Raw genomic sequence first — 21,691 nt, 5'->3', positions numbered from 1 at the left:
ATAATAAAAATGCCCCAGAGCTTTAAGCACTGGGGCATTTTTTATACATTTAAAGATAGTTTAAAAACACTTAAATTATTGAAATACTTTATCGACTTTCATCACTTTAATATTTTTTGCAGGAATTGCTAATTTATAATCAGCAATTACTTTATCCTCAGTAACCAACTCAGCAGGTTTATTAGTGTTGTAAACCATTGGTGAGGTTTGCTGCGATGCTAAACGTTTTTGCATATCAGCGCCGTCACCAGTAATAAACACATAGTGAACATTGTCTGTTTGTAAGTTTTCTTTAATAACGCGATTAACATCAGCAAGCGTTAGCGTTTTAAGTTTATTAGTTACGTAACTTACAAAGTTATCAGTGTTGTAAAATTCGCTATCAAGCGCGTAACCTAATTGGCGGTTTTGACTTGCAACCATTTGCGGCACAAAGTTAATTAAAAAGTTACGCGTTGCTTCAAAGTCATCTTCGCTCATGCCATTTTTAATTAGCTTATCTAGTTCAAACAAGGCGGTACGTGTTGCAAAGTGCGCATCGTTATTAGAGCGAAGTGGGCGTAACCACACTTGAAATATTTGCTCAGAGCGCCCTAGGTTTGCATCAGGCTTGGTTTGAAACATACCACGTGGAAAGTATTCAATGTATGCGTAATCGCCATAGTTCATGCCGCGAGTTTCACGAATGCGCTCATATAAAAAGCTGTTAGAACTACGGTGCTCACCAAAGTACGAACGCACAAGCCAAAGGGCTGTCCAGTCTTCGCTACTTCTAATTGTATCAATAGGAAAACCAAACGATACCGCCGTCGATTGCGCTGACTTTTCTACAATAGTTGCATGATGACCTTTAAGCGCTGGCGCATCAGGAATACTTAAACGGCTTTGCTCACCCTTTGGTAGCGTTGCAAAATCGCTCATCATTTTAGCTCTAAGATTTGCAGGCACAGCCCCAATTAAGCCAACCGTGAGTTTAGATTGCGTAAGCTCGCTGTTATAAAACGCTTTAACATCATCTAGCGTCAACGCTTCTAAATCCGAAATATCACCGTAGTTGTAACTTTCGTAAGGGTGATTTTTGTAAAGCGCACTGTAGAGCACTTCTTTACCTAGCTCTTCATCGTTAGATGCTTTTAAGCCTGACTTAATGCCATCGATCATTTCTTTTTTAAGGCGTTTAAAGTCATCCTCTCTAAAGCCTGGGTTTAATAATTGATCGCTCACAAGTGAATACCACTGCGCTGCATTGTCTTTATGAATACGTCCTTGGAACGACAGCATTTCTTTATCTATTTGATAACCAAAGCTACCTGCAAGCGGATAAAGTGCTTTTTGAATATCTTTATAGCTTGTCGCCTCTGAGCCACCTTGTGCAAGCATTGCCGCAGTTAACGCAGCAACACCTTTTTTGTCTTGAGGGTCGGCAGCCGCGCCGGTATTGAATAAAAAGTTAACATCGATTAACGGCGAGCTATTGGTTTTATCAAGTACTTTAAATACAGGTGCCGCAGGTGCTTGTTCAAGCTTTGCAGTAAGCGCATTTAAATTAACTTCTTGCTCAAAACCTGGGGCTTTATCAAGTGCCGACATTGTTAATGTGGTACGTGCGTTATCAGTAAAGTATTTATTAGCAACGGCTTTAATATCTGCGCTGGTAATGTTATCTGCCGATTTATACAGCTGGTTTATAACCTCAGGATCGCGCTCAAAATGCATGTAACTAGCAAGTGTTGATGCAATCGCTTGCGACGAATCTAAGCCATTTATAAAGCTGTATTTAAGGTTCGATTTTAAATCACTGAGCTTTTGCTCATCAACAAGCTCAGTGCGTGCTTTTGCATAAGTTCGGTTAATGGCATCGCGCGCAGTGGCTAAATCGTCTGCGTTTTCTACTTTAACAAATACGTGTAATAAACCCGGATCTTTAGTCTCTGGGTTATAGGTAAACATTTGGCTGGCAATTTGTTTGTCGACCACTAGCTCTTGATATAAATCTGAATTATTTGAAAAATAAAGCTGTGAGATTAAATCTAGTGCCGCTCTGTCTTTTTTAGCGGGCTCCCACGCAGCGCCTTTGTACGATACGAGTAACCAATGCCCTGGTAGCGCTTCATCTTGCTGGTGCAAATATTTTGGTGCTTGTTGAACTGGTTCTGCTTTAATGTCAGCAACATAGTTACCCTTTTCCCAGCTGCCCCAATGCTTTTTAACCATTGCCATTGTTGCTTGCGGGTCTACATCGCCCACGATGACAAGTGACACATACTCAGGCTTATAAAACTTAGCAAAAAATTCTTTACCATAGGCCATTTGATCTGGCATGGCTTCTATGTCTTTAAAAAAGCCCATAGTGGTGTGTTTATACGTGTGCTTATCAAACGCTTCTTCGCGTACAGCGCTTAATAATTTACGAATTGGGCTCGCGTTGTTTTTTAAGTACTCACCTTTTACCGTTTGTGCTTCGGTTCTAAATTGCTCTTCGGTGTAGGTTAAGTTTTGAAAAATATCAGCTTCAAGCTCAAGTACTTTATCAAGGTGCTGCTTCGAAAAGTTTAAATGGTAATTTGTGTAATCGTTTGTTGTATAAGCGCGGTTATCAACACCTGAATTTTTTAATATGTCTGAGTACACATCTTCAGGGTATTTTTGTGAGCCTTTAAACATCATGTGTTCAAAAAAGTGAGCAAAGCCTGTTTTACCCTCTTCAACTTCGTTACGCGACCCAACCGATACCGGAATTTGCAGCGACACTACATCAGGGTAATCGGTTTTAACAACCATGACACGTAAGCCGTTTTCTAGCTCTTCAATTAAGTAATCTTGCGAAAAAACACGGTCATCAGCTTTATTTACTTGTTCTTTTTGTGCTGTTGTTTGCGTGCTTTGGTTTTGTTGCATGGCGCAACCTGTTAACGCCAGCGATACCGCTAAGCTGGTTGCTAATAATTTAAATTTCATTGTTGTCCCTTTTTAAATTGAGCAAATTTGTTGTCAGATTTAACTCTTTAATTATGCCCCAAAGCCAATAAATATAAGAGCCCCAAGGGAATTTATTATGTAAACAACTGTGTCAATTATAAATTATGGGAACAAGCACTATGAATAAACATCATGTTAATTGAAAAACTTTCATTAAATAAATCTATCTAGACGTCTAAATGGCTGCTATATTAAATCCATCAAAACAAACTTAGCTGGAATGAGGATTATGGCTTTATCACTAAAAGAGAAGATAGTGGACACCAACCAAGGTGTTTATCTTATTGGTACTACCCCGCCTAAAATTGGCACCGATAAAGCGCAATTAAAAACCATTGCAGAAAAGCTATTAGGTCGCTTACACGAAATTGAATACGACGGCGTGATAATTTACGACATTCAAGACGAAAGCAGCCGCACTAATCAAGACCGTCCATTTGCGTTTAAACAAACCGTTGATCCGCGTGAATACAGCCATTTACTTCGTAATTTATCTGCACAAGATGTAATTACTTATAAAAGTGTGGCGCAGCGTGGCGTAGGCGAATTTAAAGATTGGCTAAGTGAAACTAAAAACGACTACGATTTACAAAATGTAGTTTTAGTAGGTAGCCCATCATCGATAGGCGATATAAAGCTAAGCCTGCCAGATGCGTATAAAGCTTTGGCTGAGCAGTCAGATGATTTCTTTTTAGGTGGCGTTACGATTGCCGAGCGCCATTCAAGTAAACGAAATGAGCACGAACGATTAATAGAAAAAACAGCACAAGGTTGTCAGTTTTTTATATCGCAAGCTGTTTACGATGCACAAGCGACTATAGAGCTAATCACTAGCTACGCACGTACATGTAAAGCGCAGGGTATTACACCACAACGTATTATATTAACGTTTACCCCGTGCGGCGGCGAAAAAACCTTAGAGTTTATGCAATGGTTGGGTATCTCAGTGCCAGAGGCAACTAAATGGCGCATGCTTGATGCAGACAATACATTAAGCGAATCAGTACGTATTTGCCGCGAAAACCTCGACTTAATACTTAAAAGCTGTGCGCATTTAGATGTACCACTGGGCTTAAATATTGAAAGCTTAACAAACCGTAAAGAAGAAATTGACGCGTCAATTAACTTATACCGTTTATTAAAAGCCATTATGGAATTAAACCTAGCCGAAAAACTAATAGCTTAAAGGCTAGGTTAGAGCTAATTAACACCCTTCTTGGCAAGCCTCATGGCTTGCTTTTTTATGTCCGTACTTTGAAAAATAAATTAATAAGTACAAGTAAAAATTTGCAGCTTAAGCTATCCATGAAAGCTATTTTTGGTTATTACTCTCAAGCCTTTTTAAGGCAAACCCCATCGATGAGCACATAACACCAAAAATAATTCCCTCATCAGATATAAATCTAATGCTAGGAAGCGCTTCAAATAAGCTTATTATTGCTAATGAAAAAATAAAACCTATCGCAGAAAAAACCAGCCAAGTTTTTGTGGCATGAGTCATGACGAACTTCCTTTTATTATTGTTCTTTTTTAGCGAGCTTATACGCTTGTTTATTTTTATACATTGCGTGGTCTGCATCATTTAATAGCGCTTCAAAGGGCTGCTTTTGTTTATTAGTAAAACTATAACCTATGCTGAGCGATAAATCGCAAACGTCTTCTTTGAGTAAAGCTTTTGAATACTCAGAGGATATTTTATCCATGATGTAATTAATTTTACTCTTATCGCTTAATTGCATTACTGCAACAAACTCATCGCCACCTAAGCGCCCTACTATATCGGCATCTCTTAAATGCGTTTTTAGCGTATCTGCCAATATAATTAAGGCTTTGTCACCTACTTCATGTCCAAAGGTGTCGTTTAATTTTTTAAAGTCGTTTATATCTATAAACAAGCAACACACGTCAAAACCTAAACGTAGCGCTAAATTAAGCTTTTGCTGAGCTAGTAAGTTAAGTGCTCGGCGATTATAAATATCTGTTAATGAGTCTAACATGGCTATTTCGCGCATTTGTTCATAGCTGTAAACAAGCGCTAGGTCGTCTTCAATTAAATCGCGTAGTTGCTCTATGAGTTCAAAGTATTCATCGGTATAGCTAGTTATTTTAGTGTCTTTTAAGCATAGCGTGCCAAATACTTCACCTTCTGGCCAATGAATAGGTAAGCCTAGGTAGGATTCAACACCGTCCTCAACTACTTCTGGTAGGGTGTTCCATGCATCGTTATTGCTTGCATCATTAACATATAAAATATTATTAGTTTCAGCGACGTGCCGACAAAAAAGAGGAGTTTGAGGGGGAAGTATCGGGTTGGTTTCAAAGCTTGAGCCACCTTCGTTATTTCTAATAACAACGCGATAGCCTTTGCTTGTTGCCTGAACTATATAACCAGACGGGGCTGAAAAAAGCCCCGTGATAAGGTCCATTGTTTTTTGCCATTTATGCAAAGATATTTGGCCATCAACACCAGAGAATGCCCATTTATCAGTTTCAAACATTAACTTTACCTCGGCTATTTAATAGCTCCAGTATAGGCAAAAAAGTAAAGTAAAAGCTATTATTTACGACGTCTACTTGGCTCTCTTTTACCTGTAATGCGTTTTTTATCGCGATCTTTTCGAGATTTATTCGTATTTTTACGATTATCTTTGGGCTTTTTATTTAAGTCAGGCTCGTAACCTTCTAACCACTGCGGCGTTAAACGCGTATCGAGTAATACTTCAATTTCTTCTAGCAGCCATTGCTCATCAAGACTTACCAATGACATAGCAAGCCCTTGTTCACCAGCGCGACCTGTACGGCCAATACGGTGTACGTAATCCTCAGCAATGTAAGGCAGTTCAAAATTAATTACGTATCTAAGTGTAGAAATATCTAAACCACGCGCAGCGACGTCGGTTGCAACAAGTACGCGTGTAATACCCTCTTTAAAGTTTTGCAATGCACGGTCACGTGCGCCTTGCGATTTATCGCCATGGATTGATTCGGTTTTTAACCCATCTTTACACATTTCTTTAGCAAGCTGATCGGCCATTTGTTTTGTGCGAGTAAAAATAAGCACTTGGCGCCAGTTTTTCATGCCAATCATGTGCGATACAAGTTCGCGCTTACGATCTTCATCTACAGCGTAAATAACTTGCTCTACTTCAACTGCGGCTGAGTTACGTTTATCAACTTCAATTAGTTCTGGGTTTTTAAGTAACTTTTTACTGAGTTCAAACACGCTGTCATCAAACGTAGCAGAAAAGAGTAAAGTTTGGCGATCTCCTGGTATATGTCGCAATATACGTCTAATTTCATCAATAAAGCCCATATCAAGCATGCGGTCGGCTTCGTCAAACACTAAAGAGTCTACGCTTGAAAGTACCACACTGCCTTTAACTATATGATCAAGCAAACGCCCTGGTGTGGCCACTATAACTTGCGCTGTTTTAAGTGCTTTAATTTGAGGGCCAATACTTGCACCACCATAGGCTAAAGCACCATTGATATTAGTGCCTTGTGCGTACTTTTCAAAGCTGGCAAATACTTGCTGAGCAAGCTCTCGTGTTGGCGTTAAAATTACAACGCGGGCAAGGCCTTGTTCATCTTTTTTAGGGGTATTTAAAAGCTTATGTAATAGAGGTAAAACAAAGGCGGCGGTTTTACCCGTACCTGTTTGCGCGCTGCCCATTACATCACTTCCGGCTAAAATAGGCGGAATAGTTTTAATCTGAATTGCGGTAGGCTGAGTGTAATTATTTTGCTCAATCGCTGTTAATAATAACGGGTCGAGATTAAGTGATGAGAACGTAGTGGCAGACATAGGCTTAGCTTTAAAATAACAAAGAGCACTATTGTACGCATATTACTGTACTGCGTAAATTAACCAGTCCAGAAAAGTATTTAATCGTGATTGCTCTCTTTCGCTTTAGCGCAAAAACAATAAAAAAGGCGCTAAATAACTGTTGTATTTAGCGCCTTTTATAATTTGCTGTAGCTTTAAGCTGGCTTTAGTGTCGCTTTACGTTCGTTGTAAAACGCTATTAAATCGTCAACTGTTGCTTGGCAGTATTCGCGAATACCCGAAACCACCATGTGCTTTTCACCACTACCCACTTTAACGCCGTTTTCTAACAGGTTAAAACGTAGTGTAATTTTTCCGCGCTTACCAGTGTACTCAAAGCTTGGCTCTGCAAATTCAAGTACTGGCGCTGTTATATCAAGGTTATCAAGATTAATAAGCATTGATTCGTAAATTACCATCGGACGAGCAGGGTTTATCATTACCTCTTGCTTGCCCATTAATGGGATAATTACATGCGGAAAGGTAGTACCAGAAAACTCAACATAATTTTTTATTAGACTATTAGTTAGTGCTGGGCATTGGCTGGTTTTACCGCTGCGCTTTACCTTTAAAATTACTTTTTCGCCATTGGTAACATCAAACTCATCTGCTCCCTCAGGGAAATGTAGTTTGGTGTTTTCATCAACCATACCGGCAAAAGTAAATTCCATTTGTTCACTAATACCGTAGCGGTCTAGTACCAATGAAAAAAGTAAGTCTCCTGGCGCGCAAAACTTTTTGGCATCTTTGTCATGAAGTGGATTGTAATCGTCAGCAACGCATTTAGCGAAGCGACAACCCTGCTCACGAGAGATAGAAACATAATCAGCATGCTGCTGAAAAAAAGGACTTAACATAGTTTGTTCACTGCTTAAACTGCTTATAACCTATCTATATTACCAGAAAAAAAATATTGAGAGGTCGAATCTGTTAGATTAATGGTTAAATAAAACAGAGTAATAAAAAACAATGACCTTTTATTTATTAGCACTATCAATTATATGTGTTTTTCCGTACTGCAAAATATCAATAATGCGGCAACCCCTTTGGCACTACTTAATGGCTTTAAGTGTAGTAAGTGGGTATTTTCAAGGTTATGTAAATTTGTATGCTCTGCTCAGCACTGGGCTTTACGTTGTTTTATACTACGGTGTGCTAAATGCAAAGTGGGCAATAATACGCGCTATTTTAAGTACTGTTTTTATAATTTCCTCACTGGCATTAGCACTTCATTGGGTGCCTGGTTTTAATAACCTCCCTATTGTTATAGATGAGCGTATTACAAGCGATGCGATTGCTTTTACCCTTTATGCTAATTTTGATAAAGCTATGGCTGGGTTATTCCTTTGTGCTTACTTTTATTCGAATAAAAAAGCTTTAAAAGCAGACTCTAATAAAGCAGGCCCATTAAACGTTAAACAACCTATTTTTATAATTATTGCTACTGTTTTAGCTTCGCTCACTGCGGCTTTAACACTTGGACTTGTAAGCTTTAACCCAAAAGTGCCCAACTTTTGGTTAGCCTTTATTGCTATTAATCTTTTATTTACCTGTGTAGCTGAGGAAGCTTTGTTTAGAGGTTTATTACAAACCAAACTTAGCCAAATAATCACATCTACTCGCCCAGCGCTACTTGCTCCAATAATGACAGCTGCAGTGTTTGCTTTGGCACATTTTGCAGGAGGATTTAACTATGTATTGGTTTCATTTATTACAGGCTTAGGATATGGCTATATTTTTTATAAAACGCAGCGCTTAGAGTGGGCCATTATGTGCCATTGGTTAGTTAATGTTTGCCACTTCTTTTTGTTTACTTACCCTATGCTCAGTAAAATCTAAATACATTTACAAATGCTAACAATTTACCCGTTAGCAAACATTGCCAGCATTTGATTTTATTAGTAATTTACTACTTTAAATAATAAATTAAAGGACTAATAAATATGCTACGTTTTATAATGACAATAACAGTGCTGGCCACAATAACTGGTTGTTCAGGAATGACTTATCATACAGATATAGACAACGGTGTTTTATCTCAAGAAATTGGCACCTACGTTAATAAAAGAGATTTACAGCAATTTTATAGCGACCAAGAAGCACACGAAAGTGGCGCAACACTTTTAGGGCGAATAGAAGGTGAAAGCTGTGATGGCGACGGCATGGGCAGCAATAATGTAAGTTACAATCGCTCTAAATCAAACGCGATTGATTTACTTAAAGCTGATGCTATGCGCAGAGGCGGAAATGCTTTTACTATCAATTCCTGTAGTGAAACCTCTGTATCGTACTGCGACTTATCTGTTTTATGCACCGGACAGGCCTACGACTATTAATAAGTAAAAGTGCAAATTATATATTAAGCGCAAAGCTCAGTAGCACACGCTTTCCAGACTCGATTTTAGATACGCTGTGTTCGTACTTATCGGGTCTGAACAAATACACGCGATTAAATAAATTTATAATGCATTTAGAGCATTTAAATACCCCACCCGCTTTAGGTTTCTCTAATACAAAATTAAGCTTGTAATAGCGCCCTTGCTGCACAGGGTCAATATGGTTCATTACGCTATGATTGGTTGGGTAAGTAACAAGGTTTATCGAAAATGTGTTACTGCTAAAAATGGCTTTGTTTTTTACAGGTGCAATCATACTGCCTCCTATGAGTTTATATTCCCTATTGTATCATTGGGCTAAGTACTAGGGTCTGTTGATCTTTCAAGGTTAAATTTGCAGCAGTCTGTTTGGTATTTAGGCAAGGCAAAGCCTATGTAGTGTGGTTATTCCCCATAAATGGGCGATAACGTAGCATTAATGCCAAACAGGCGCTGCCCAAAGGGTTCTTTCTAGGGGCTATTTACTCTTTGTTGCTCGGTTTTTACTTAGCCCACTAGGTTACAAACCTCGCGCCGCGATTAAATAGCCCCTAGTTTGAACAAATTTTAATCCGAAAAGATCAACAGACCCTAATACTTTAGTTAAACAATATCAAAATACGATGTCATATAGCTAAACAGCCTGAAACAAAAAAGCCGAACTTATTTTACTAAGCTCGGCTTTTAAAAGTACATTGTTTAGCAATTATGCACTTGGGTATTCGCGGTACGCACGCTCTATATTTTTAGCCTGCTTTTTAGAAATACCTAAATGAGCAAGCGCTACACGTAAACGAGCACGTGATAAGTCAGAGCCTAATATTTCCATGGCATCAAGCACTGACGTACTTGATGTTTTGCCTGTAATTGCGACAAAAATTGGCTCTAAAAAGTCTTTAATTTTAAGCTCGTGGAATGTAGCCACTTCTTTTGCAATTGCAAAAATAGCGGGCTTATCAAAGCTACGTAAGCCTTCTAGCTGCCATACAAAAAATTGTAGTGCTTGGCGTATTACGTTTTCGTCTGCTTTACCAGCTGTTAATAGCGCAGGGTCGTAAGTTGGAATACCACCTACAAAGTGCCCTGCCAGCTCAACCATATCCGAAAGGGTATTAATACGCGTTTTAGCCTCAGGTAATACTTTAGCTAACATTTCACCGTTAAACTTCCAATCAACAAAGCGCTGAATTAACTGCTCGTCGGTTAGATTTTCGCGGATCCACATGCCGTTTAACCAACTTAATTTATCCACGTCGAATACTGGGCCACCAAGCGATACGCGCTTCATGTCAAAGTTTTCAATCATTTCATTAAGTGTGAACTTTTCACGCTCATCTGGCATTGACCAACCCATACGACCTAAGTAGTTAAGCACGGCTTCTGGTAGGTAACCCATTTCTTTATAGTAGTTAATAGACGTTGGATTTTTACGCTTAGATAGCTTTGATTTATCTGGGTTACGTAGTAATGGTAAATGACCAAGTACCGGCGCTTCCCAACCAAAATCTTCGTAAAGTTTTAATAACTTAGGTGCTGAGTTAATCCACTCTTCGCCACGGAAAATATGACTAATTTGCATATGGTGGTCATCAACTACGTTCGCTAAAAAGTACGTTGGGAAACCATCCGCTTTTAAAAGCACTTGCATGTCTACGTTTTCCCACGGGATCTCAATTTCATCTCGTAGGTAGTCGTTAAACTTAAATGTGCCTTCGCTTGGGATTTTCATACGTATAACGTAAGGTTTGCCTGCCGCTAAGTTTGCTTTAATTTCTTCATCTGTATGGTTTAAACCACGACCGTCGTATTTAGGGCGCAAGCCTTCTGCCATTTGCTCTTCACGCATTTGATCAAGCTCTTCGCTTGTTGCAAAGCAGTAAAACGCTTTACCATCGTCAACTAACTGATGCGCGTATTTTTTATATAAATCGCTACGCTCAGATTGACGGTAAGGACCAAATTCGCCACCCACATCAGGACCATGATCCCACTCAAGCCCTAACCAGCGTAAGCTATCCATAATCGCAAGTTCAGACTCTGGCGTGCTACGTACTTGGTCTGTATCTTCAATACGAAGTACAAATTCACCGCCTTGTTGTTTAGCAAAACAGTAGTTAAATAAGGCGATATAAGCGGTGCCAAGATGCGGGTCACCAGTTGGCGACGGGGCAACACGGGTGCGAATTGTCATGGTAAATTCTCTTTAAATAAGTGAGATAATAAAAGTGGTTTATGCAGCTACTTTGTTTAAGTAAGCAATAATATCGTTTGATTCATACAGCCATTGTACTTGGCCATTTTTCTCTATACGCAGGCAAGGCACTTTAACTTTGCCGCCTTGTTCAAGAAGCTCTTGACGATATTGCTCATTATTTTTTGCATCACGCGTTTCTATGTTTAAGCCTTCGCGCTTAATAGCGCGGCGTACTTTTACACAAAACGGGCATGCTTTAAATTGGTACAGTTTAAATTGTGAGGTTTGCTGATCAAGCTGTGCTTGCTCGTCGCTTGCACGCTTTTTACTGCGAGGAGTAAATACAAAATTAAAGAATAAGATTATACAACCTAAAAACCAACGAACTAATTTCATGTTCTGTGCTCTGCTTACAACAATTTAAGGAGCCAGATTTTAGCACAAATTTACAATCAAAAAAGCTCAATACTGTTATCTATCTTTGGTTCGTTATTAACTTCTAATTCACTGTAGGAGGTAACTCTATTACGGCCAGTATTTTTAGAGTAGTAAAGCGCTAAATCAGCCTGATTTACAATACTCGATACAGTATCAATACTCACTAATTCTAAAAAACCAATGCTAATGGTTAACTGGCCAATTTGTGGAAAAGGGTATTGGGCAACATTAAGGCGTAACCGGTTAAGTGCAACATGTGCATCACCCTCTGTTTCTGCTTGAAATAACATAGCAAATTCTTCACCACCATACCTAAATACATAGTCTTCAATTCTAAAATTATTTTTTAGTAGCCGTGCAACAAGTAAAATAACCTCATCGCCAATTACATGCCCGTAGTTATCATTAATATTTTTAAAGTTGTCGATATCGGCAATAGCTAAATACCAACGTCGCTTTTTATTGTTATCATTTCTTGGTAACAAAAAACCGTTACCCGATACAATCTCAATTACTTTTTTATCAAATGTTTGCCTATTTAAAAGCTCTGTAAGTGGATCTAACCGCGACTTATATAATAGCCCAAGCTGATTAGCATAAATATTTAAAATATGTACAGCTAACATAGTTATTCGTTCTGGTAATTCTTGCTCGGTTTCTATTAATAAAGTGCCGACTACTTTTCCAAAATGATAAATAGGCACGTAACTTGTTGTGCTACTAAAGGCATAGCTCACCCTAATTTTATTTTGAGTGACCTTTTGTAATAATAATGATGCTTCATCTGGGCTTAATTGCTCTAAATTACTATTTGAATTTATAAGAGTAGGGGGTATGGGGGCTGAAAAATTTTTATTGACGTAAATGGCAAAATTATCAACTTCGAGCAAGTCGCTAATTATTTGTATTAATGCGCTATCTAAATCACTTTCTTCCTCTTGCTGGGTAAGCTTAATAATCCATTCGTGCCCACACTTATTTACCTTCATTACACTGCCTAAACTAATTAAACTTTTATTAGTCTAGACAATACTCATGAATTTACTAAGTTATGAGGTAATACTTATTAACTAATCCTTTAGAACAGGTATTAAAGTAATACTAAGTCGTCGCGATGCAATACTTCTGCACCACTATCGTATTCAAGTAACTCACCTATTTGATTTGAATGTGCGCCTTTGATTTTATTTACCTCGGTACTGCTAAAACGCGTTAAGCCACGTGCAATCACTTGATTTTTAGTATCTATTAAATCAATTAAATCGCCTCTTTCAAAACGTCCAAATGCATTAGTAACGCCTTTAGCAAGTAAGCTTGCACCTTTATTTTGAAGGGCACTAATAGCACCTGTATCTATAACAATTTGGCCGGTACTTTTAGGCCCAGCTAGTAGCCATTTTTTACGGCCATCTTTTGGGGCGGTGAGTTTTAAAAAGCGTGTGCCTGGTAACTCGTCACTCATACATTTTAAAATAACGTTTTTACCTGCGCCTTTAGCAATAATAACTTCAACGCCTGCACGCCTTGCAATGTCGGCGGCTTGCAGTTTAGTCGCCATGCCGCCAGTACCTAAGTTTGTACCACTGCCACCAGCAAGTTGGCGCAGCTCATCGTTTATATGTGTTACTTCACCAATGAGGGTGGCATCGGCATTGGTGCGAGGATCGCTGGTAAATAACCCTTCTTGATCGGTAAGTAACAATAATTTATTAGCATTAGCCAAAATAGCAACAAGTGCCGATAAATTATCGTTGTCGCCTACTTTTATTTCACTGGTAGCGACTGCGTCATTTTCGTTAATGATGGGCACAACATCGTAATTTAATAACGCATTGAGTGTATCGCGGGCATTAAGGTAGCGCTCTCTGTCGTCTACATCAGCGCGAGTAAGCAGCATTTGCCCTACATTTACCCCATATAAAGCAAACAAGCTCTGCCAAATATGAATAAGTTGACCTTGTCCAATTGCAGCAAGCATTTGTTTATCAATTAAGCTTCTGCCACAGGGTTTTAATAGTTGTTCGCGCCCAGCAGCTACCGCGCCGCTCGATACTAAAATAACCTGATGCCCCTGCTTTTTAAGCTCGCAGCATTGGCGTACTAATTCAACCATATGTGCTTTGTCTAGCTTATCGGTGCCGCCAGTTAGTACGCTTGTACCAAGCTTTACAACTATTACCTGTTCCCTTTGCATGTGCTTTTTACTATTGATTAATTAAAGATGAATTAATTTATACCAGCTCGGTATTTTTGAACAAGTTAAAAATTTTCATGCTAGGATCTGATTTTATTAAATTAAGTAAATTACTCTCTATGCCTGCCAGTTTATGTTTAATTATTGCCACCTTTTTATGGGGCAGCTCTTTTATTGCGCTTAAATACGCCATTGCTATTTACGACCCTGCATTGGTGATATTTTTACGCATGCTCACCACGTTAGTTTTGTCGCTTTGTTTATGGCGCTACGTTATTCGGTTTGAGTATTTAAAAGGTGACTGGAAGTATTTAGTGGGTATGTCGCTTGCTGAGCCTTGCTTATACTTTTTATTTGAAGGCCATGCAATGGAATACACATCAGCCTCGCAGGCCGGTGTTATTGTCTCTTGCTTACCTATTATTATTGCGTTGCTTGCCTTTGTATTACTTAAAGAGCATATAAGCAAGGCCATTGTTGTCGGTTTTACGCTGTGTATAGGTGGCAGTATTTTACTTACGCTTCTCTCACCAAGTACCGACCAAGCACCTAATCCGTTACTAGGTAACTTTTTAGAGCTTATGGCTATGGTGTGCGCTGCATTTTATACCGTAAGTATTAAACATTTAGCTAATCGCTACTCGCCCCTGACTTTAATTGCGTTGCAAGGTATTAGCGGCAGCTTGTTTTTTGCGCCGTTTTTATTTTTTATCGACCTACCAAGCGAAAATCAACACGACTTAACTGCGCTCATGAGCATTTTGTATTTAGGCTCGTGTGTAACCCTTGGCGGGTATGGCATGTACAACTATGCAATTAGCAAGGTATCGGTATTAACCGCTGCTGCGTACTCTAATTTAATTCCTATTTTTACACTTATTTTGTCAGCTATTATTTTGGGCGAAGTGCTCAATGTTTGGCAATGGCTGAGCATATTTGTGGTATTTATTGGCGTAATGGTAAGCCAGCGCCATCAAGAACTCGTGGTTGATATACCGCTTAGTGAATCAGGCGAAGACATTTGCGCAGATACAAGCAATCTTAAATCAGTACCCGAGGCAAGCGAATCAAAAGGGTAACAGGTAAGCAAATACAGCCCAGGTGTTTGTAAAAATGAGTTTTGGGATTGATGAATAACCTCAATCCCCGTTACCTTATAATTTTGAATCACCCCACTTTGCAGCTGCAAAGTAAACGCCTCTCCCACTTTGGCGTTTTGTAAAAATGCAAAGTGGGTGTCGTTATGCCCAGCTATTAGCGCGCCTTTTTCGTTTCCAATTTTTTTCCCGCCAAGCTCCCCTGCGGGTAAAAATTGGCTAGGCGCAAACGCTAAATTACGACCACTCGCTCCAGCCAATACACTTAATGTTTTATTATGGCTTGGCCAATCGAGCTTTGCAGTCACGTAGCTGTCGGCGTAATACCACGGTTTTACTTTAGTGCCGGGTGATTTAAGCGCCTCTTGCCATGCTTGCTCAATTAATACTTGAGCAAGCCACGCTTTTGCCTGCATATAAGCGCCGTGACCAAATAATCCAAGCCCAGCTATTAGTAAGCCCACGCTTAGCCACTTTTTCATTTACCTGCCCTGCTTAATTTAAATGATCGGTTTATTTTAAGAGCACCAAATCCCAATAATAAAATACAACCTAGCAATATATGTAACCTGCTTTGCCCATCGGTTTGCGGTAAGCGCATTGCCATACCTTGCGGTACTGCATTAGTAGCTTGCGCCGTTTGATCTGCCACTTCTTTTGCTTGAGTTTGTTCAATCGCTATAAAAGCAGTAAACGGGCTAAGTAATTGATGAGTAAGCGCAAGCTCCTGTACTTCATCTTTAACTGTATTTTGCTCGTTGTATAAAAGTAATGACTTGATTTTTTGGCGCGCCCACAGTTTTGCTATACCTTGAGCGCTTGAGCTATTTTGTGTACTTAATTTAATACTTAAAGGCCCTTGTGCTGTTTGCCCAGCAAGTACCACACTTTTAGCATTATTAAGTTTTATAGCGACCATGATAGGCTCGCCAAAATATAAATCAGGAAGTGGTGATGGCCAAAAATCTAAGCTATTACCGCTTTCATCGCTTAGCGCCACATTAGTAATAGCCGGATGTGCAAGCTTATCAAACAACTGCTGCATTTTAGGTTGCACCTCACTTGTGCTGCCTATAAACGTAAATGAGCCTTTGCCTATATCTGCCGCTCGGCGCATAAAAAAGCTATTCGGTGCGCTGCCAATACCTACTGTAAATAAGCGGCTATCGCCTAACTTACTTTGAATATTCTTAAACAATGCATCTTCGTTGCTTACGCTGCCATCAGTTAAAAATACAACTTGGCGTACAAAACCATCAAACTCGCTGCCATCAAGTACGGCATTAAGCGCACCTTGTATTTCAGTGCCGCCGTCGGCTTCTAGGCTATAAATAAATCGCTCTGCACGGCGTAAATTAAAGTCACTGGCTATAAGTGGTTTATCGCTCATTGGAGTTACTATGTTGTCAAAACCAATAATGTTAAAGCTGTCGTCGCTATCGAGTAATGACAGCGCATAAAACAAGGCTTTTTTAGCTTGCTCCATAGATTGCCCGTGCATAGAGCCTGACGTATCAACTACAAATACCATTTCACGAGGTAAGCGTTGAGTTTGTGTAAAGTGATCCCCTGGTGGCATTAGCATAGCAAGGCCGTATCGGTCACCATTTTCAAACTGCTGAGTAAAAAATGCAGCTTGAGCTTGCTCTTTTTGCAGCGGTTTAAACTCAAGTACAAAGTCGCGATTAACTGCATTTTCCTCATTTAACGCTATTTTATATTGTCCAAACGCGGTGTTTTGCACATCAACATTATGAAATTTAGAATTGATATCCACCAGCTCTAAGCCTACGTCTATATCTATGTTTAAGCTAAATTGGCTGCTTGGTACGTTATCATTTTGATTACTGCTTTGAATGCTGTAAACAGGGCTTAACCATCCCGTTGGGAGTGAGTTAACATGCGCTTGATTTTGAGTATTAACCTCAACCTCACCACTAATCGCGTGATAACGCGGTGTAATGGTAGTAGGAAACCTAATAGCGAATGTACCGCTGCTGTAATCAATTATTTCTTGATACTCAAGCTCAATAATCACTTGCTCACCAGGGCCAATATTTGCCACATTAGTAATAAACATATTGGCGCGTTGCTGGCGTACAAGGGCCGCTTGGTTACCTGCTTTTTTAGCCTCCTCGTATTTTTTTTCGGCTTCCACTTTTTTATCAATTTGGCCTTTAATGACTCGCTCACCTATACGCATTGTCATGGCGTGCACGGCGCTTTCATCTGGCAATGGAAAAACGTAGCGCGCATTAACCGCAAACGGGTTTTCGTTTTGATAGGTTTGCGTTACTACAACATGATTAATTAGGCCGGTTAAGGTCATATTGGCGTCGCTTTTTAATATTATTGCTGGTCCTGCTGGCGCACCATTGCTATCAAAAAGTTCTAACTTGGGTGATTGCGCATGGCTTTTAAAGCTCGCTAACAGCACAATCGCTATGAATATAAAAATGCTTACTTTAGTAAGCATTTTGGTTGGTTTACTCAACATAAAATCACTCCATCGAACGCTTTGTTTTACTTAGATTCAGTTAGATTCAGTTAGATTTAGTTACTCGCCGTTTGGCCATTTACAGGGTTCATTGAGCGAGTGGTAAGCGTTACGCGTCTATCAAAAAAGTTATCTTCCACCGAGTTGCTGTTAGCCAATGTTTGCTGCTCGCCAAATGCCTGCGTACTTAAGCGTTTGTGGCTCACGCCGTGTTTTATTAAATAGCTTTGCACGGCATTTACACGCGCTTTAGAAAGTAAAAGGTTGGCTTGTTCATCGCCGCGTTGATCGGCAAAGCCACTTAAATCAAGTGCGAGTTGTGGTTGGTTGTTTAACAAGGTAACCAGTTGGTCTAACTGCAGTGCAAAATGCGGGGCAATAACACTTGAACCTGTTTTAAATTGCACCGTCATCGCCAATAAGTTATTAATTTGAACTTGAGTTAACTGCTCATTTTGATTGGCAAGCACTTCTAGCTGTTGCTCTAACATATTATTGTGGTTAAGCACGTGTTGGTAATCGCTGGTTTTTTCTTTCATAACCGTAATTGCACGCTCTTGCTCTGCAATTTTGTTATCAGCTACTTTTGAATCACCTATTAAACCACCGGCAAATGCCCCAATAAACGCACCAATTGGCCCGCCCACTACGCCGCCAATAATAGCGCCTGCACCTAGCCCAATAGCCGTTTCTTTATGGGCTTCTTTTGATGGCGTGTTAGATGTTGAGGCAATTGCTGGAGAACAAAAACTAGCAACGAGTGTTAACGCAATTAATGTCTTCTTCATGATGTGATCCTTAAACTTACTTTTTAATTTGTGATGTTTTGTTTTGAGGAGTGTATTAAAACAAGCTCAAGTGGCAGCAAAGGGGATCAAAAATGGCAAACTGCTGAGCAATTGTGGCAAAAAAATGGCAATTGCCTTTTTAACCTTACTTAGCTTAAAAACTTCGATATAGTGCACAACAGAGCCGATAGGATAATGATTAAAATGAAAAAAATAGCCATCGTTGAAGATGAACCCGCAATCCGCGAAAACTACATAGAAATGCTGAGCGCACAGGGCTACCAAGTCAGTGGCTTTGAAAATCGCGCCAGCGCTGAAGCTGCATTTAAAAACGCTCTGCCCGATTTAGCCATTGTTGATATTGGCCTAGGCCATGAAATAGATGGTGGTTTTTTACTGTGCCAAACATTGCGATCGCTTTCTAAAACACTGCCTATTATTTTTTTAACCGCCCGCGATAGCGAAATAGATACTGTATGCGGCCTGCGCATGGGCGCCGACGACTACCTAACAAAAGACATAAGCTTGGCTCACTTGGCTGCACGTATTGGTGCGCTGTTTCGCCGAATGGAAGCACTTGAACAACCCGCTGATGCAAACGCCCTCATAACACGCGGGCAGTTAACGCTCGACACGCAACGTATGCAGGTATTTTGGCAGCAACAATTAGTTGATTTAACCGTAACCGAATTTTGGATGCTGCATTCACTCGCCCAGCGACCAGGCCATGTTAAAAGCCGTAACGATTTAATGAGCGATGCAAAAATTTATGTAGACGACAGCACCATTACTTCACACGTAAAACGTATTCGTAAAAAGTTTATAGCACTCGACAGCACCTTTGATTGCATAGATACCGTGTATGGCATGGGCTATCGGTGGGAACAACACTAATGCTACGATTTGGTCTGCGCAGTAAATTTATATTACTTTCATGTTTTTTGTTTTTGCTACCGTGGCTTGGCTACGAGTACGTATGGGAAATGGAAAAGTTTTTACGCCAAGGCCAAGAAAAAACCCTCGTAGGCACCACTCGAGCACTTGCTACAGCATTACATGAGCGCCCCGCATTATTTGACGAGCAAACCAACTTTTTAGACCAAGTAGTAAAAGGCCGCGATTTATACGCTTATAATCTTAAAAACCCTATTCAGCTCGACGGTAAACTTAACGATTGGGACAGCTATCAACCGCTATTTTGGCATTACGACAAGCGCTACTTACAAAAAACAGATAACAAACATCAAGCCAGTGACTTATCGTTTGATCATATGGTGGGAAAGTTTGATAACTACTTATACGCCGTATTTAAAGTAACCGACAATACCCTTATTTATCGCGCTAAAAATAGCTTAAGTATTACCAATAACGATTATTTACAAATTGGCTTAAAAACACCTGACGGCCAATTTAATACCTATATAATTGCGCCACGCCAAGATGGCTGGGTTAATGCGTTTGATGCAAATACCAAAGCCCCTTTTACAAAAATTCAGGGCTATTTTGAAAGTACCGAATCAGGTTATAACGTAGAGCTGCGCTTTCCTATTAGCATGCTAGGCAACAAACTTGGCTTTGCTATTGTTGACGTAGATAGTAAAGAGGCATTGTTAGAGCCTAAAATAATGTCGACCTCAAATTTAAATAACCCAAACGATTTAGGCTCAGTATTAGTCCCTTCTCCAGAAATTAGCCGTATTTTAAAAGGCATGGGCCACAGTGGTAGCCGCATTTGGGTGGTTGATAACCATCATCGCGTACTTGCGCAATCGGGTACTATTCAAAATGCAGATGGCGTATGGGCTGATGGGCTTGCTAATAAAGCACCTGAAACTTGGTGGCAGCGCTTTGAGCAAAATTACTTACACCCTATTTACTATAAAATATTAACGCGCCCCGAAAATGAGTTTTTAGATACCCTGCACGATGTAGCCTCTATGCAAGGCACACATTTAGCGAAAGCATTAAAAGGACAACCTGCATCGTCTTGGCGCTTAACCCCTGACAGCAAAGCCGTTATTTTATCGGCCGCATACCCTATTTGGATTCAAGACCAAGTAATTGGCGCGGTAATAGCAGAGGAAACCACAAACGGCGTACGTACGCTGCGTAACAAGTCACTTGAAAAACTCTTTAACGTTATTTTAGCTGTGATGCTAATTGGTACTGTCACACTGTTCTTTTTTGCCTCACGTATATCGAACCGAATTAGGCGACTGCGCGATACAGCTGAACAAGCAATTGATGCACAAGGGCGTGTTACAGGGAGTATTAATTACAGCGATGCTAACGATGAAATTGGCGACCTGTCTCGTAGTTTTTCAAATATTGTGAGCCGACTTGGTGGCTATACCGATTACTTAGAAAATATGTCGTCGCGGTTATCACATGAGCTGCGCACGCCGGTTGCCGTAGTGCGCTCGTCACTCGAGAACTTACAAAGCTTGCCACAAAACGAGCTGAGTCAAAAATACCTCGATCGCGCCAGTGAAGGCGTTGAACGCTTAGGGAAAATAATAACCACCATGAGCGAAGCCACTCGCCTTGAGCAAAGTATTCAAAGCAACGAGCCTGAGCCTTTTGATTTACAAAAAGTAATAAATGGCTGCATGCAAGGCTATCAGCTTACTTACCCACACCAGTTATTTACGCTTGATGTATGCCAAAGCAAATTACCTATGCAAGGTGCACCGGAGTTTATTGCTCAGCTGCTTGATAAACTTATTAATAACGCGCTGGAGTTTAGTGAAGCCAATACGGCTATTAATGTAGGCCTTAAGCAGAGCGAAAATAAAGCAACATTAACAGTGCGTAATACAGGCCCCGCGTTACCCGAAGGATTAACTGAGCATATTTTTGACTCTATGGTGTCGGTACGTAGCCAGCAAATGCAGCAACAGCCACATTTGGGGTTAGGTCTTTATATTGTAAGGCTGGTGTGCGACTACCATAAAGGCAATGTAACAGCGCAAAACAACGAACAAGGTGATGGTGTAGTGTTTACCGTAACACTGCCGTTAGTTAATGGTTAAGGCTGTATTTATACAGTTATATCTGTACCGTTATATTTATAGCCACAGCATTATATGCAAATAGTAAGTACGCAATAAATTAAATTCAGCTGTATATTTTTAGTTAAAAAGAGTTATTAAAATTTACCTTAACTCCATATAAATTAACAAATAAAATCCTCTCATCCCTTAAAACCTGCCGGTTACAATTTAGTACAACTTCAAATGTAACTATTCACTTTTTATTCAGTCGAATGACCATATCCTACATCATATTAAAGTATTAAATTGA

The 21,691-nt window shown here is 39.9% G+C and carries 19 protein-coding genes; 6 read left to right on the top strand and 13 right to left on the bottom strand.

The window, feature by feature from the left end:
- Positions 1–75: 75 nt before the first annotated feature.
- Positions 76–2,958: a pitrilysin family protein gene (locus tag QMA08_RS04305; RefSeq protein ID WP_290173780.1), complete on the bottom strand. Its 2,883-nt coding sequence runs from the start codon at positions 2,956–2,958 to the stop codon at positions 76–78.
- Between the two features lie 250 nt (positions 2,959–3,208).
- On the opposite strand from QMA08_RS04305, the gene QMA08_RS04300 reads away from it, so the two are divergent.
- Entirely contained in the window at positions 3,209–4,165 is a 957-nt protein-coding gene (locus QMA08_RS04300) for a methylenetetrahydrofolate reductase (protein WP_024597318.1), read from the top strand.
- 126 nt (positions 4,166–4,291) lie between these two features.
- On the opposite strand, the gene QMA08_RS04295 is transcribed toward QMA08_RS04300, so the two are convergent.
- From QMA08_RS04295 to QMA08_RS04280, 4 genes are all read right to left on the bottom strand, one after another.
- Positions 4,292–4,480 (bottom strand): hypothetical protein, encoded by a 189-nt coding sequence (locus QMA08_RS04295; RefSeq protein WP_039484956.1) that lies wholly within the window; start codon positions 4,478–4,480, stop codon positions 4,292–4,294.
- A 16-nt stretch (positions 4,481–4,496) separates the two neighbouring features.
- The gene (locus tag QMA08_RS04290) at positions 4,497–5,477 is read right to left on the bottom strand and encodes a sensor domain-containing diguanylate cyclase (protein WP_290173779.1); all 981 of its coding nucleotides are present in this window, start codon (positions 5,475–5,477) and stop codon (positions 4,497–4,499) included.
- Between the two features lie 59 nt (positions 5,478–5,536).
- The gene (locus QMA08_RS04285; RefSeq protein ID WP_039484965.1) at positions 5,537–6,784 is read right to left on the bottom strand and encodes a DEAD/DEAH box helicase; all 1,248 of its coding nucleotides are present in this window, start codon (positions 6,782–6,784) and stop codon (positions 5,537–5,539) included.
- Between the two features lie 176 nt (positions 6,785–6,960).
- Entirely contained in the window at positions 6,961–7,662 is a 702-nt protein-coding gene (locus QMA08_RS04280) for a DUF3581 domain-containing protein (RefSeq protein ID WP_182716070.1), read from the bottom strand.
- Between the two features lie 202 nt (positions 7,663–7,864).
- Between QMA08_RS04280 and QMA08_RS04275 the strand changes: the two genes are divergently transcribed.
- The gene (locus tag QMA08_RS04275; protein WP_290173778.1) at positions 7,865–8,644 is read left to right on the top strand and encodes a CPBP family intramembrane glutamic endopeptidase; all 780 of its coding nucleotides are present in this window, start codon (positions 7,865–7,867) and stop codon (positions 8,642–8,644) included.
- A gap of 104 nt (positions 8,645–8,748) precedes the next feature.
- Positions 8,749–9,141: a hypothetical protein gene (locus QMA08_RS04270; protein WP_182673334.1), complete on the top strand. Its 393-nt coding sequence runs from the start codon at positions 8,749–8,751 to the stop codon at positions 9,139–9,141.
- A gap of 16 nt (positions 9,142–9,157) precedes the next feature.
- On the opposite strand, the gene QMA08_RS04265 is transcribed toward QMA08_RS04270, so the two are convergent.
- The 5 genes from QMA08_RS04265 to proB form a co-directional block, all read right to left on the bottom strand.
- Positions 9,158–9,457 carry a hypothetical protein gene (locus QMA08_RS04265; protein ID WP_002958795.1) on the bottom strand — a complete coding sequence of 100 codons (300 nt, stop codon included), beginning with the start codon at positions 9,455–9,457 and terminating at the stop codon, positions 9,158–9,160.
- Positions 9,458–9,886: 429 nt separating this feature from the next.
- Positions 9,887–11,371, bottom strand: coding sequence for a glutamate--tRNA ligase (gltX, locus tag QMA08_RS04260; RefSeq protein WP_002961608.1), 1,485 nt, complete (start codon positions 11,369–11,371; stop codon positions 9,887–9,889).
- A 39-nt stretch (positions 11,372–11,410) separates the two neighbouring features.
- A complete protein-coding gene (locus tag QMA08_RS04255; RefSeq protein ID WP_002961611.1) occupies positions 11,411–11,770 on the bottom strand; it encodes a glutaredoxin domain-containing protein in 360 nt (119 codons plus the stop codon).
- Positions 11,771–11,826: 56 nt separating this feature from the next.
- Positions 11,827–12,801 (bottom strand): GGDEF domain-containing protein, encoded by a 975-nt coding sequence (locus tag QMA08_RS04250; protein ID WP_290173777.1) that lies wholly within the window; start codon positions 12,799–12,801, stop codon positions 11,827–11,829.
- 101 nt (positions 12,802–12,902) lie between these two features.
- Positions 12,903–14,006, bottom strand: coding sequence for a glutamate 5-kinase (proB, locus tag QMA08_RS04245; RefSeq protein ID WP_182681788.1), 1,104 nt, complete (start codon positions 14,004–14,006; stop codon positions 12,903–12,905).
- A 119-nt stretch (positions 14,007–14,125) separates the two neighbouring features.
- Between proB and QMA08_RS04240 the strand changes: the two genes are divergently transcribed.
- Complete coding sequence (locus tag QMA08_RS04240) at positions 14,126–15,085, top strand: DMT family transporter (RefSeq protein ID WP_024597327.1); 960 nt, start codon at positions 14,126–14,128, stop codon at positions 15,083–15,085.
- Here QMA08_RS04240 and QMA08_RS04235 read toward each other — a convergent pair.
- The 3 genes from QMA08_RS04235 to pdsO are packed head-to-tail and all read right to left on the bottom strand — an operon-like array spanning position 14,980 to position 18,388.
- Positions 14,980–15,585 (bottom strand): class GN sortase, encoded by a 606-nt coding sequence (locus QMA08_RS04235; RefSeq protein WP_290173776.1) that lies wholly within the window; start codon positions 15,583–15,585, stop codon positions 14,980–14,982. The two genes, QMA08_RS04240 and QMA08_RS04235, sit on opposite strands and share 106 nt — an antisense overlap.
- A complete protein-coding gene (locus QMA08_RS04230) occupies positions 15,582–17,600 on the bottom strand; it encodes a marine proteobacterial sortase target protein (protein ID WP_290173775.1) in 2,019 nt (672 codons plus the stop codon). Before QMA08_RS04230 ends, QMA08_RS04235 begins: the two co-directional genes overlap by 4 nt.
- Positions 17,601–17,656: 56 nt before the next feature.
- A complete protein-coding gene (pdsO, locus tag QMA08_RS04225; protein ID WP_290173774.1) occupies positions 17,657–18,388 on the bottom strand; it encodes a sortase-associated OmpA-like protein PdsO in 732 nt (243 codons plus the stop codon).
- Positions 18,389–18,592: 204 nt separating this feature from the next.
- Here pdsO and pdsR point away from each other — a divergent pair, with 204 nt between their 5' ends.
- Both pdsR and pdsS read left to right on the top strand, forming a co-directional pair.
- Complete coding sequence (gene pdsR, locus QMA08_RS04220; RefSeq protein WP_039486017.1) at positions 18,593–19,282, top strand: proteobacterial dedicated sortase system response regulator; 690 nt, start codon at positions 18,593–18,595, stop codon at positions 19,280–19,282.
- Positions 19,282–21,420: a proteobacterial dedicated sortase system histidine kinase gene (gene pdsS / locus QMA08_RS04215; RefSeq protein WP_290173773.1), complete on the top strand. Its 2,139-nt coding sequence runs from the start codon at positions 19,282–19,284 to the stop codon at positions 21,418–21,420. Before pdsR ends, pdsS begins: the two co-directional genes overlap by 1 nt.
- The last annotated feature ends 271 nt before the right edge of the window (positions 21,421–21,691 follow it).

The organism is Pseudoalteromonas sp. APC 3355 (assembly GCF_030407615.1).
In the GTDB taxonomy this organism is placed as follows: domain Bacteria; phylum Pseudomonadota; class Gammaproteobacteria; order Enterobacterales; family Alteromonadaceae; genus Pseudoalteromonas; species Pseudoalteromonas distincta.
The sequence above is the reverse complement of the archived record's forward strand: the minus strand, read 5'-3'. Positions and strand labels throughout refer to the sequence as shown.

Bases quoted from the DNA above. Each gene is read 5' to 3' on its own strand.
- QMA08_RS04280 (WP_182716070.1), bottom strand. From the start codon at position 7,662: ATGTTAAGTCCTTTTTTTCAGCAGCATGCTGATTATGTTTCTATCTCT.
- QMA08_RS04240 (WP_024597327.1), top strand. From the start codon at position 14,126: ATGCCTGCCAGTTTATGTTTAATTATTGCCACCTTTTTATGGGGCAGC.
- QMA08_RS04255 (WP_002961611.1), bottom strand. From the start codon at position 11,770: ATGAAATTAGTTCGTTGGTTTTTAGGTTGTATAATCTTATTCTTTAAT.
- QMA08_RS04250 (WP_290173777.1), bottom strand. From the start codon at position 12,801: ATGAAGGTAAATAAGTGTGGGCACGAATGGATTATTAAGCTTACCCAG.
- QMA08_RS04300 (WP_024597318.1), top strand. From the start codon at position 3,209: ATGGCTTTATCACTAAAAGAGAAGATAGTGGACACCAACCAAGGTGTT.
- QMA08_RS04275 (WP_290173778.1), top strand. From the start codon at position 7,865: ATGGCTTTAAGTGTAGTAAGTGGGTATTTTCAAGGTTATGTAAATTTG.
- pdsO (WP_290173774.1), bottom strand. From the start codon at position 18,388: ATGAAGAAGACATTAATTGCGTTAACACTCGTTGCTAGTTTTTGTTCT.
- QMA08_RS04290 (WP_290173779.1), bottom strand. From the start codon at position 5,477: ATGTTTGAAACTGATAAATGGGCATTCTCTGGTGTTGATGGCCAAATA.
- proB (WP_182681788.1), bottom strand. From the start codon at position 14,006: ATGCAAAGGGAACAGGTAATAGTTGTAAAGCTTGGTACAAGCGTACTA.
- QMA08_RS04265 (WP_002958795.1), bottom strand. From the start codon at position 9,457: ATGATTGCACCTGTAAAAAACAAAGCCATTTTTAGCAGTAACACATTT.
- pdsS (WP_290173773.1), top strand. From the start codon at position 19,282: ATGCTACGATTTGGTCTGCGCAGTAAATTTATATTACTTTCATGTTTT.
- QMA08_RS04285 (WP_039484965.1), bottom strand. From the start codon at position 6,784: ATGTCTGCCACTACGTTCTCATCACTTAATCTCGACCCGTTATTATTA.
- pdsR (WP_039486017.1), top strand. From the start codon at position 18,593: ATGAAAAAAATAGCCATCGTTGAAGATGAACCCGCAATCCGCGAAAAC.
- QMA08_RS04305 (WP_290173780.1), bottom strand. From the start codon at position 2,958: ATGAAATTTAAATTATTAGCAACCAGCTTAGCGGTATCGCTGGCGTTA.
- gltX (WP_002961608.1), bottom strand. From the start codon at position 11,371: ATGACAATTCGCACCCGTGTTGCCCCGTCGCCAACTGGTGACCCGCAT.
- QMA08_RS04235 (WP_290173776.1), bottom strand. From the start codon at position 15,585: ATGAAAAAGTGGCTAAGCGTGGGCTTACTAATAGCTGGGCTTGGATTA.
- QMA08_RS04295 (WP_039484956.1), bottom strand. From the start codon at position 4,480: ATGACTCATGCCACAAAAACTTGGCTGGTTTTTTCTGCGATAGGTTTT.
- QMA08_RS04270 (WP_182673334.1), top strand. From the start codon at position 8,749: ATGCTACGTTTTATAATGACAATAACAGTGCTGGCCACAATAACTGGT.
- QMA08_RS04230 (WP_290173775.1), bottom strand. From the start codon at position 17,600: ATGTTGAGTAAACCAACCAAAATGCTTACTAAAGTAAGCATTTTTATA.